Below are 11,789 nucleotides of genomic sequence, written 5' to 3'. Positions count from 1 at the left end.
GAACAGGGAACAGGGAACAGGGAACAGAGATTAAGAAGGAATATTCAGGCATTTTCTTCAATAACCAACATTATTTCCCTTATACGGTAAGCTTTTTCGGATTTTATCAAAACAATTTAGCATATTAGGTACTGAAGAACCGTTTTTTTATTCCTCCATAGTAGTAACTTTGTATTCCCCGGCCTTTTCCTGCTGGTCTGGTATGGGTGTAGTTTCTGGAACTACTGATGGTACAGCAGGAGATGATTTAACATTTGGTACCTGTTGAGGGTTGAAATATCTTTTTACGAAAGGTTTTTCAGGATCGGGAGCAATCTTGATCGGTAACGGTGTTGATTCATCTGTTGGCGTTACCTCTGGCTGTTCTGCTGCTGGAGGCTGAGATTTTGGGTTTTCTGGTTCTTCAAGGGGCGTGGGGACTATCTCAGGTTGTGTTTCTGATGCAGGAGGCTCAATAATCTCTGGTAGTGTCGGGGGTAAGCTGGGTGAGGGTTCGACAAGTTCCTCAGATTTTGGTGTTTCTGGTGGTTCTGCTTTTTCTGGTTCTACAGGTTCTTGTGATTCGGTTGTGGGTGTTTCTGGAAGTTGAGTTTGAGGAATGGGCTGTGGTGAGGGTATTTTGTCAATACCAGGAGTAGGTATAGGTTCAGTGACTGGTGTCTTAGGAGTGTAATTGGGGTTTACAATGCTCCGCGCCTCATCTGCTGACAATTCTCCTGTGACAATTCTCGAAAGTGTGTCTTTACCCTTGGGCTGGTAATTAATGAGTCTGGCTGTGGTATTAAAGGCATTTTTGAGAGGATTTCCTTGATTATCTAGAAATTCTAGTTTTACCCAGTTTTTACCAGGTTTGAAGCCTTTGAGGTAAATGGGTTGCCAGCGATCCAAAATGAAGCTTTCATTGTTAATTGTGCAACGGATGCGCCAATCGCTGATGGTATTGTTAGGGTTGTCCTCGGCCACAAGGTGCAGAGGAGCGTTAGTTAAGTAAAAGTCCAGTAAAATCGGTTCTGCTCCGTAAGTGCCTTGAGGACGGCTGTAGGTTAGCACGGGCAGAGTAGGATCAGGATTATTGTTGTCAGTTTTGGTGAAAATATGAAATGTGGTCTGGGCATAAGCACCTTCATTTTTAAAGCTTTCGTGCCAAGGACGAGAAGCAAAGACCCGCAGGGTATGTGTACCTGGAGAGAGGTCTGGTAAAATTAGAGGTTGATTCAGGTCGTAAATGGGTATATAAGGTTGATTATCCACAATTAGGTGTAGATGGGGACCTAGTTGTAATTGCGAATCTTTAAATATGGCTATGTCTTTGGTCTGAAAGCTGACTGTGACTGTATTGTCTTGAATAACTTCGTCAGGTTGAGGAGTCAGTATTTTGACTTGGGGTCGATAATTTTCTAAGCTCAGGCGTAGTTCTTGGATAACCTGTGGTGGCGACACTTCCGAAAATTGTTGAGAAATCTGAGAAATTTTCTGGGCTGTATTTATTTGGCTCACAGGTACTTCTTGGCTACGGGCTTTTTCAGTACAGCTGGTTACAGTGAATACTAGTGCTAATGTAATCAGCCACTTAAAAATAGTAAATCTCAGAGAGAATATTTGATATAAAACCTCTGTTGGCAATGATTTCATGCATTTTACCCTAGTGATGGTCGTCAGTAAGTGACTATGTTATTTTGGCTTAAATTGTGCATAGGCTACTATAGCCCAAAAGGTGATATTTGTACGGCACCAACTCATATTTTCCGGAAACCTTCTCAGATAAGTTGAAAATAATTAATATTTTTCTTAGTCTCACCGTAGCAATTGAAACATAAAAAAATTTAGAATATCAACCTCTATAACCACATGAATTGAGTTGAACCATAAATTTTACTAATTGTTACCCTTTGTAAATTAAATGAGGAATCACTTGACTTTTCGCTCAAAAGTATGAACATACAAAGTTTATAAGACAATTGTTTGAGGGAATTTGAATTATTGTTAAAATGTGTTTAACAATGCACCAGTAATGACTCTATAATTCAACAGAAACAAACTTCCACATAGAGTCTTCATCACTGCTCCAGGAATGTCTGTAGTTTGCGACTAGGTTAACTTTGTGGTAATTATGATTCCTCATTCCTTATCAAGAGAGGAGGTCGAATGACGATTAGTCCTCCGGAGCGAGAGGAAAAGAAGGCAAGAGTCATAGTCGATAAAGATCCGGTTCCTACCTCATTTGAAAAATGGGCAAAGCCAGGACACTTCGACAGATCCTTAGCCAAAGGACCCAAAACCACCACATGGATTTGGAACCTTCACGCCCTCGCCCATGACTTTGATACACATACAAGCGATCTAGAAGACATTTCCCGCAAGATATTCGCAGCCCACTTCGGCCATCTAGCCGTAGTAGCGATTTGGTTAAGCGGAATGTTATTCCACGGCGCTAAATTCTCGAATTACGAAGCTTGGTTAAGCGATCCATTAAATGTGAGTCCTAGCGCTCAAGTCGTTTGGCCAATTGTGGGACAAGACATTTTAAATGGTGATGTCGGCGGCGGATTCCGCGGTATTCAAATCACCTCTGGCTTGTTCCAAGTATGGCGCGGCTGGGGTATTACCAGCTCATTCCAGCTGTATGTAACAGCTATTGGCGGTTTGGTACTAGCAGGCTTGTTCTTATTTGCTGGTTGGTTCCATTACCACAAGCGTGCTCCCAAACTGGAATGGTTCCAGAATGTAGAGTCAATGCTGAATCATCACTTGGCTGTATTGCTAGGTTGTGGTTCCTTGGGATGGACAGGACACTTAATACATGTCTCAGCACCAGTAAACAAACTCTTGGATGCAGGTGTCGCTGCTAAAGATATACCCTTGCCCCATGAGTTCATTCTGAACAAAGACCTGTTGATAGATTTGTATCCCAGCTTTGCTAATGGGTTAACACCATTCTTCACCTTGAACTGGGGTGAGTATGCTGACTTCCTGACCTTCAAGGGCGGTCTAAACCCGGTTACAGGCGGCTTGTGGATGACAGACATTGCCCATCACCATTTGGCGATCGCAGTTCTGTTCATTATTGCTGGTCATATGTACCGTACCAACTGGGGTATAGGACACAGCATCAAAGAAATCCTGGAAAACCATAAAGGTCCATTCACAGGTGAAGGCCATAAAGGTCTGTACGAAAATCTGACCACATCTTGGCACGCTCAGTTAGCAACTAACCTTGCTTTCTTGGGTTCACTGACCATCATCATTGCTCACCACATGTACGCAATGCCGCCGTATCCGTACTTGGCAACGGACTACGCTACGCAGTTGTGTATATTCACCCACCACATGTGGATAGGTGGCTTCCTGATCGTCGGTGGTGCCGCTCACGCTGCTATTTTCATGGTGCGTGATTACGATCCCGTTGTGAACCAAAACAACGTGTTAGATCGGGTGATTCGTCACCGGGATGCTATTATCTCTCACCTGAACTGGGTGTGTATTTTCCTAGGCTTCCACAGCTTTGGACTGTACATCCACAACGATACAATGCGTGCCTTGGGTCGTCCTCAAGACATGTTCTCCGACTCGGCAATTCAGTTACAGCCAGTATTTGCTCAGTGGGTGCAAAACCTGCACACATTGGCTCCTGGTGGTACTGCTCCTAATGCCTTAGAACCAGTTAGCTATGCCTTTGGCGGCGGTATTCTGGCGGTAGGCGGCAAAGTAGCAATGATGCCCATTGCTTTGGGTACAGCGGACTTTTTAGTTCACCACATCCACGCCTTCACCATTCACGTCACCGTCCTGATTCTGCTCAAGGGTGTACTGTTTGCCCGTAGTTCTCGTCTGATTCCAGATAAGGCTAACTTGGGCTTCCGCTTCCCTTGCGACGGTCCAGGTCGTGGCGGTACCTGTCAAGTATCTGGTTGGGACCACGTGTTCCTCGGATTATTCTGGATGTATAACTCCCTATCGATTGTGATCTTCCACTTCAGCTGGAAAATGCAATCAGATGTCTGGGGTACAGTAGATGCAGCAGGTAATGTGTCTCACATTACTGGTGGTAACTTTGCCCAAAGTGCTATCACCATTAATGGCTGGCTACGTGATTTCTTGTGGGCACAAGCAACACAAGTAATCAACTCCTACGGCAGTGCTTTATCTGCTTATGGTCTACTATTCTTAGGCGCTCACTTTGTCTGGGCATTCAGCTTAATGTTCCTGTTCAGTGGTCGCGGCTACTGGCAAGAACTAATTGAGTCCATTGTTTGGGCACATAATAAACTGAAAGTAGCACCAGCAATTCAGCCTCGCGCCCTGAGCATCATTCAGGGTCGGGCTGTGGGTGTAGCTCACTACCTCTTAGGAGGAATTGTGACAACCTGGGCATTCTTCCACGCACACATCCTTTCAGTAGGGTAGTAATTCACTTAATGAGTGCTGGGGGCTGAGTGCTGGGGGCTGAGTAGTTAATTCAAGCTCAAAACCTAGTACTCAAAACTCAGAACTCTAAAAGCTGACACCTGATGGCTAAAGGTCAGAGGATTTATCAAACCTATGGCAACGAAATTTCCAAAATTTAGCCAGGATCTCGCACAGGACCCGACTACGCGTCGGATATGGTATGCGATCGCCACTGGAAACGACTTTGAAAGCCACGATGGCATGACGGAAGAAAATCTTTACCAAAAGATTTTCGCCACTCACTTCGGTCACTTGGCAATCATCTTTCTATGGGCTTCCAGCCTCCTGTTCCACGTAGCCTGGCAAGGTAACTTTGAACAGTGGATTAAAGATCCCCTTCATGTCCGTCCCATCGCCCATGCGATTTGGGACCCCCACTTTGGTGAACCTGCCATTGAAGCATTTACCCAAGGTGGCGCTAGCAATCCAGTAAACATCGCTTACTCTGGTGTTTACCACTGGTGGTATACCATCGGTATGCGGACGAACAGCGAACTGTACACCGGTTCCGTGTTCCTCCTGTTGTTGGCAGCATTATTCTTATTTGCTGGTTGGTTGCACTTACAACCCAAGTTCCGTCCTAGCCTGTCTTGGTTCAAGAGTGCTGAACCCCGTTTGAACCACCACTTAGCTGGTTTATTCGGCGTTAGCTCCTTGGCTTGGGCTGGTCACTTGATTCACGTTGCTATCCCCGAATCTCGCGGACAGCACGTAGGTTGGGATAACTTCTTAACCACCTTGCCCCACCCAGCAGGTTTAACACCTTTCTTCACAGGTAACTGGGCTGTTTACGCCGAGAACCCTGACACTGCTAGCCATATTTTTGCTACATCTCAAGGTTCGGGTACAGCGATTCTGACTTTCTTGGGTGGTTTCCATCCTCAAACAGAATCCTTGTGGCTGACCGACATGGCTCACCACCACTTGGCGATCGCAGTTCTCTTCATTGTTGCCGGTCATATGTACCGCACCAACTTTGGAATTGGTCACAGCATCAAAGAAATGCTCAATTCCAAATCCGGTTTAATCCCCGGTAGCAAGAGTGAAGGTCAATTCAACCTGCCTCACCAAGGTCTGTACGACACCATTAACAACTCACTGCACTTCCAGCTGTCCTTAGCTTTGGCAGCACTAGGAACCATCACTTCCTTGGTAGCGCAGCATATGTACTCCCTGCCTCCTTACGCTTTCATTGCTAAGGACTACACAACACAGGCAGCGCTGTACACCCACCACCAGTATATTGCTGGCTTCTTGATGGTTGGTGCTTTTGCCCACGCCGCCATCTTCTGGGTACGTGACTACGACCCCGAACAAAACAAGGGCAACGTACTCGACCGGATTTTACAGCACAAAGAAGCGATTATCTCTCACCTCAGCTGGGTATCGCTATTCTTAGGCTTCCACACCCTCGGTCTGTATGTACACAACGACGTAGTAGTTGCTTTCGGTACTCCTGAAAAGCAAATCTTGATTGAGCCTGTGTTCGCCCAGTTCATTCAAGCTGCTCACGGTAAAGTACTGTATGGTTTAGATACTCTGTTATCTAACCCTGACAGCATCGCCTACACAGCTTATCCTAACTACGGCAACGTTTGGTTAGGTGGCTGGTTGGATGCCATCAACTCCGGCACTAACTCCCTATTCCTAACAATTGGCCCTGGCGACTTCTTGGTACACCACGCTTTCGCTTTGGCTATTCACACCACCACCCTAGTACTTGTTAAAGGTGCTTTGGATGCTCGTGGTTCTAAGCTGATGCCCGATAAAAAGGACTTCGGCTATGCCTTCCCTTGCGATGGTCCAGGCCGTGGCGGTACTTGCGACATCTCCGCTTGGGACTCCTTCTACCTAGCTATGTTCTGGATGTTAAACACCATTGGTTGGGTAACCTTCTACTGGCACTGGAAACATCTAGGTATTTGGCAAGGTAACGTTGCTCAGTTCAACGAAAACTCCACTTACTTAATGGGCTGGTTCCGTGACTACCTCTGGGCTAACTCCGCTCAGTTGATTAACGGATACAACCCCTACGGCGTGAATAACCTGTCTGTTTGGGCTTGGATGTTCCTGTTTGGTCACCTAGTTTGGGCAACCGGTTTCATGTTCCTCATCTCTTGGAGAGGTTACTGGCAAGAGTTGATTGAAACCCTTGTTTGGGCCCACGAGCGTACTCCTCTAGCTAACTTGGTTCGCTGGAAAGATAAGCCCGTTGCTCTCTCCATCGTTCAAGCTCGCTTGGTAGGTTTAGCTCACTTCACCGTTGGCTATGTTGTTACCTATGCAGCGTTCTTGATTGCCTCTACTGCTGGTAAGTTCGGTTAATTCCGCTACTAGTTTTGTAGGTGAGTAATAAAAATCCCCCGCCGTCTGGTGGGGGATTTTTTGTAGAGCTTAATATCCTGCCAGGAGATGGAGATACTACATCAGCGTATTCTTCAAAAGTTTGCTGCTGATACAACTAGATAAGGCAAAAGCGATCGACTACAATAAACTCTGATTACAAATGCTCAAAATTATTAATACTGGCAAGAACGCATCAGCATCTCACCAAAGGTGTGTCAGGGTAAACCATGTATCGAAAACACACGATCATGATATCAGTCATTCTGAATAACCTTGCTGATGCACTAACCTTTGAAGAAATAGTGCAAGATTCTCCACAACCAACTCTAAAAGATGTGAAAGCAGCTATTACTTATGCAGAAAAACTTACCAGGGAAGAAGAAGTTTTAGCACTGCGATGACATCAAAATATCTAAAATAATAAAATTAAGTTATTATTATTCTAGATATTTATTTGGTTATTCGCGGTTTAAAAGAGTTTATGAATGACAGCACACACAAAGCAAGTTATGGAGTTAATCGAGAAGACGCAGAAAGTATTCTTACGCGATTTTTAGATAATAAAGATTATAAAGTTTTAGCTGTCAAGGGAGAATGGGGTGTTGGAAAAACCTATTTAGTACAAAATTTTTTATTAAAACATCAACGAAAATATTACTGTTATGGATCTGTTTTTGGAATTTCTTCAATAGAACAGTTGAAGGCGAGAATATTAGCTAGTTACAAAAGTCAAATAAAATCTAATAACCACTGGACAGAAAAATATATAAATTGTCTTTTTGAATGGTTCAGTCGTATTTCTGTAAAATTAGAAAAAACTCCCAAACTAGACTTAGCATTGCCAGGAAAATTATCCATACCAATAGCAGGCCCATTAATGGCTGTGGCCGGTGACTTAGCACTTAACATACTTTTTAATATAAATGTTAAAAATTCAATTATATGCATTGATGATCTTGAAAGAAAATCTAATCTTCCACTAGAAGAAATACTTGGGTTTGTTGAGTATCTAGTTCAAGAATTAGAATGTAAAATTATTCTAATTTATAATGAGAGTTATCTCTTACAAAATCGAGATAATGAAAAAGTTTTAAAGGATTATCGAGAAAAAGTAATTGATAGAGAATTTCAACTTGAACCTACAGTAGAAGAAAATTTAGATTTAATCTTTAAAAATCATACTCATGTAAAACTAATTAAAGAAGTATTGCATAAGGCTAGGACGAATAATCTTAGGGTTATACGCAAAACTAAATGGCTTATTGATGAGCTTATCCCTTTAATGGATGAGGAGTGGGAGCCTAGTTTGCTTCATCAAGTTATCAAAAATAGCATTCTTATTAATTTAGCTAAAAATGATACTAATTTTTGTCAACTTTTCTCTATTAATAGTCTAGATTCAAACTGTATTGATACTATACTATCATTTTCCAACGCTCAAAAATATTATGACAAATATCATGGTGAAAATAATGAAAGTAGCGTCAAGAGATTAGCTTTTGCCCTAGAAATACAAGATATTGGTTATACACATCTAGAATACATAGATGAATTGATAAGTAAGTTAGTTGACACTTCATTATCTAACGCTCTTAAGTTGGAATTTACCAAAAAAGGTCATATTCTCAATCAAAGAGAAATAAGAAATCAAATGATTAGAAACTTGCATGAATTTCAAAAACAATACTATCACGAGCAATATTATAACTCATTTGCAGATAACGAAAAACATATTCTTGATGGAATTGTTAGTTTCTTGCAACAGCATCATCTTGACTTGAGTCTTTCGCAATTTGAAGCAATTGAAAAATTTACATCAATTTTGGGATTTGATATTTCTACTTATGAAAAGCCTCTATTAGAAAAAATTTTAACAGAAATTTTAGAACCCAGTTTTTATAATAATTTCAAGGAATTGAGAGATAGACTGCATAAATACCCTGATTTGGAAGCATCTCTAGACGATCAAATAAGTGAATATCATCAAAGATTAGATATCACTACAGCTTTAAAAAAATTAATGAATCTTGATTTCGGTTCAATATCATCTGGGATAAGATTAGACATTGAAAAACACTTAAATAAAGAATTTTTAAATAAATGTACTATTGATGAATATTCTCAATGGCTTGAAAGAGGTCATCCTGATTTACCTGAGATGGTTCGATGGTTTCTCAAATCCCCATATCAACCTGCATCTCAAAACTTAGAACAAGCTATTCGCTTATTAGCTCAAAAGACTAAACTAAATAAAATCAGAGCTAAGTTTCTTTACAGCATAGATATAGATATTCCTTCTAATACTAATAATGCAAATTAATTTTAATTTACATAACAGGGGCGGGCAAGATGCCCACCCCAAAAGAGTTTACTCTAGAAGAGTTGGGTAAGATTTTGGTGATGAAGAATAATGTCAGATATCAGGGTTATTCTGGCATTAAAAACTTGGCGACAGTTTGCACATCTTTATCACCACGTCCAGAACAATTAAGGACAATACGGGGACTACCACTCAGTTGGGGACAGAGGGTTTCTAAATAGGCGATCGCATGGGCGGTTTCCAAAGCGGGTATAATGCCCTCCAAGCGAGATAGACGCTGGAAAGCTGCCAAAGCCTCCCCATCGGTGACGCTGTAATATTCCGCTCTTCCCATATCCTTCAAATAACTATGTTCAGGTCCCACCCCCGGATAATCTAAACCTGCACTAATAGAGTGGGCCTCAATAATTTGTCCCTCTTCATCTTGCAACAGATAGCTCATTGCCCCGTGCAATACACCAATCTGTCCTTTTGTCAAGGTAGCAGCGTGTTTTTGTGTATTCACACCTTCGCCGGCGGCTTCTACGCCAATTAAGCGAATAGAAGGCTCATTGACAAACTCGTGAAATAATCCCATAGCGTTGGAACCACCACCTACACAAGCAATGAGAATCTCCGGTAAACCCCCCCACTTTTCCACAGCTTGGGCGCGGGTTTCTTGACCAATCACAGCGTGAAAATCCCGTACCATCATCGGGTAAGGATGGGGTCCAGCTACCGATCCTAAAATATAATGGGTTGTTTCCACATTGGTCACCCAATCGCGGATCGCCTCAGAAGTCGCATCCTTGAGGGTTCCCGTTCCCGCTTCCACTGGACGCACTTGGGCCCCCATCAAGCGCATTCTAAACACATTCAAGGCTTGGCGTTCCATATCATGAACGCCCATGTAAATCACACATTCCAGGCCAAACCGAGCGCAAACTGTAGCTGTAGCTACCCCATGCTGTCCTGCGCCGGTTTCCGCAATAATTCTTTGCTTACCCATGCGCTTGGCTAACAATACTTGACCCAGAGCATTATTAATTTTATGAGCGCCAGTGTGATTTAAATCTTCACGTTTTAAGTAAATTTGTGGACCTGTACCATCTGGGCGGGCATAATGAGCCGTGAGGCGTTCCGCAAAATACAACGGTGTAGCGCGTCCCACATAGTCTTTTAATAACTGTTGTAATTCCTCTTGAAAACTGGGGTGATGGCGGTATTGCTGATAAGCTAATTCTAATTCAGCTAAGGCCGGCATCAGTGTTTCCGGGACGTACTTACCGCCAAAGCGTCCAAAGCGTCCTTGGATATCGGGAACCTGAGCATTAAATTGGGAATTTGGAGAGAGGGGTGTGGTAGTCACGGAAAATTTTAGATCACAGGATGAATGTAATTATTTTAAAACGATTTCCCAATTCTCAGTCGTCTAGATCCTCGGAATCTTTTACCTACTGCGAGGAGGAAACTAGAACAATACATTTGTGCGGTTAGCTTTCATCCCTTGGCGAAAGTTACCATATTGATAGGGTAGCCAGAGTCAGAAAAGGCAACTGCGCTACTGTATATTACTTGCCAGATGAGATTTTTTTTCTGAATCACAAAATTTATGTCCTCTTCTAAATCTTCTGACAATCGCTTTGTCTACCGTGAATTTGGTGATGATCACTCTGCTGCTACACAAAGAGCGATTCCGGAATTACCACCCCAGCAACAAAACCTGAAGATACAGGCTTCCCGCAAGGGACGCAAGGGGAAAACTGTGACGGTGATTAGTGGTTTTCAAACCAAACCGGAAGTTTTAGCTGGTTTAGTTAAGCAGTTGAAAACTCAATGCGGTACAGGTGGGACGGTCAAGGATAATGAAATTGAAATTCAGGGCGACCATAAACAGAAGATTTTAGAGATTATGACTACATTAGGTTACAAAGCCAAAATTAGCGGTGGCTGATGAGTGTGGTTTATTTTGTACATAGTGTTTAAATTACAAAGCAGGTGGTTCTAATCTGCTCAGGAGGTTATCATGGATTTAGTTCGGATTTTATGTGCTATTTTTCTTCCGCCTCTGGGAGTGTTTTTACAGGTGGGTTTCGGTCTAGATTTTTGGATTAATATCTTGTTGACCTGTTTGGGTTATATTCCTGGAATCGTCCACGCAGTCTGGGTAATTGCGAGGAAATAAAGGTTTGGGGGGATGGGTTTGTGAGCCTATCCTCCCGATTGGGGTAAAAATTGTGATTGTTGCACAGGTCGCGATCGCTTTTTGTTGTCACTCTCTTTTTTTTATGTGTTTCTTGGAAGTAGGTAATTCCATGTGCTGTTATGATATACACAATTAATAATTGGCACTGACAAATGGTAGTTAAAATCAACAACACCCAATTTCCCAAGTTACTGAGAATAATACCCAGCACAGTATTGGGGATATCCATAGTCTTAGCACAGCCCCAGGTAGTGGGTGCAATTTGCAATACAAGCCAATGTGATGTAACTAACTCTGGGAAGTGGAAACAGGGAAAGCAGTTACAAACGCGTAATTATTTTTTTGAAGGTATAGAGTAGTAGCCTAGTTGACAATTAAATAGACAAACCTATACACTTATCTACAAACCTATAAGTGTATTTATGTTTAAACCTCATGAGTTTGCAAAGAAAATTGGGGTGTCAGTCAAGACATTACAACGATGGGATTCAG

The 11,789-nt window shown here is 42.5% G+C and carries 9 protein-coding genes; 7 read left to right on the top strand and 2 right to left on the bottom strand.

Annotated features, from left to right (window positions below; translation table 11 throughout):
• Positions 1–147: 147 nt before the first annotated feature.
• Positions 148–1,632 (bottom strand): hypothetical protein, encoded by a 1,485-nt coding sequence (locus PN447_RS04855; RefSeq protein ID WP_271761260.1) that lies wholly within the window; start codon positions 1,630–1,632, stop codon positions 148–150.
• Between the two features lie 513 nt (positions 1,633–2,145).
• Between PN447_RS04855 and psaA the strand changes: the two genes are divergently transcribed.
• The 4 genes from psaA (at position 2,146) to PN447_RS04835 (ending at position 9,112) form a co-directional block, all read left to right on the top strand.
• Positions 2,146–4,404, top strand: a complete 2,259-nt coding sequence (psaA, locus tag PN447_RS04850; RefSeq protein WP_271730802.1) for a photosystem I core protein PsaA — start codon at positions 2,146–2,148, stop codon at positions 4,402–4,404.
• A 135-nt stretch (positions 4,405–4,539) separates the two neighbouring features.
• Complete coding sequence (gene psaB, locus PN447_RS04845; RefSeq protein ID WP_271761258.1) at positions 4,540–6,771, top strand: photosystem I core protein PsaB; 2,232 nt, start codon at positions 4,540–4,542, stop codon at positions 6,769–6,771.
• Between the two features lie 269 nt (positions 6,772–7,040).
• Complete coding sequence (locus PN447_RS04840) at positions 7,041–7,193, top strand: DUF433 domain-containing protein (protein ID WP_271761256.1); 153 nt, start codon at positions 7,041–7,043, stop codon at positions 7,191–7,193.
• A gap of 53 nt (positions 7,194–7,246) precedes the next feature.
• Positions 7,247–9,112, top strand: coding sequence for a P-loop NTPase fold protein (locus PN447_RS04835; RefSeq protein ID WP_271761255.1), 1,866 nt, complete (start codon positions 7,247–7,249; stop codon positions 9,110–9,112).
• 106 nt (positions 9,113–9,218) lie between these two features.
• Here the strand turns inward: PN447_RS04835 and trpB are convergent, their stop codons facing one another.
• Positions 9,219–10,460 carry a tryptophan synthase subunit beta gene (gene trpB / locus PN447_RS04830; protein ID WP_200988044.1) on the bottom strand — a complete coding sequence of 414 codons (1,242 nt, stop codon included), beginning with the start codon at positions 10,458–10,460 and terminating at the stop codon, positions 9,219–9,221.
• A gap of 243 nt (positions 10,461–10,703) precedes the next feature.
• On the opposite strand from trpB, the gene PN447_RS04825 reads away from it, so the two are divergent.
• The 3 genes from PN447_RS04825 (at position 10,704) to PN447_RS04815 (ending at position 11,656) form a co-directional block, all read left to right on the top strand.
• Positions 10,704–11,045, top strand: coding sequence for a translation initiation factor (locus tag PN447_RS04825; RefSeq protein ID WP_271761254.1), 342 nt, complete (start codon positions 10,704–10,706; stop codon positions 11,043–11,045).
• A 72-nt stretch (positions 11,046–11,117) separates the two neighbouring features.
• Positions 11,118–11,276, top strand: a complete 159-nt coding sequence (locus PN447_RS04820) for a YqaE/Pmp3 family membrane protein (RefSeq protein ID WP_271761253.1) — start codon at positions 11,118–11,120, stop codon at positions 11,274–11,276.
• 173 nt (positions 11,277–11,449) lie between these two features.
• Positions 11,450–11,656 (top strand): hypothetical protein, encoded by a 207-nt coding sequence (locus PN447_RS04815; RefSeq protein ID WP_271761252.1) that lies wholly within the window; start codon positions 11,450–11,452, stop codon positions 11,654–11,656.
• Positions 11,657–11,789: the final 133 nt, after the last annotated feature.

Origin of the sequence: Anabaena sp. CS-542/02 (genome assembly GCF_028331085.1) — a bacterium.
Taxonomy (GTDB): domain Bacteria; phylum Cyanobacteriota; class Cyanobacteriia; order Cyanobacteriales; family Nostocaceae; genus Anabaenopsis; species Anabaenopsis arnoldii.
This window is presented reverse-complemented; position numbering and strand designations above follow the sequence as displayed.

Coding starts and splice junctions, on each gene's coding strand:
- PN447_RS04825 (WP_271761254.1), top strand. CDS start 10,704: ATGTCCTCTTCTAAATCTTCTGACAATCGCTTTGTCTACCGTGAATTT.
- PN447_RS04840 (WP_271761256.1), top strand. CDS start 7,041: ATGATATCAGTCATTCTGAATAACCTTGCTGATGCACTAACCTTTGAA.
- psaA (WP_271730802.1), top strand. CDS start 2,146: ATGACGATTAGTCCTCCGGAGCGAGAGGAAAAGAAGGCAAGAGTCATA.
- psaB (WP_271761258.1), top strand. CDS start 4,540: ATGGCAACGAAATTTCCAAAATTTAGCCAGGATCTCGCACAGGACCCG.
- PN447_RS04855 (WP_271761260.1), bottom strand. CDS start 1,632: ATGAAATCATTGCCAACAGAGGTTTTATATCAAATATTCTCTCTGAGA.
- PN447_RS04815 (WP_271761252.1), top strand. CDS start 11,450: ATGGTAGTTAAAATCAACAACACCCAATTTCCCAAGTTACTGAGAATA.
- PN447_RS04820 (WP_271761253.1), top strand. CDS start 11,118: ATGGATTTAGTTCGGATTTTATGTGCTATTTTTCTTCCGCCTCTGGGA.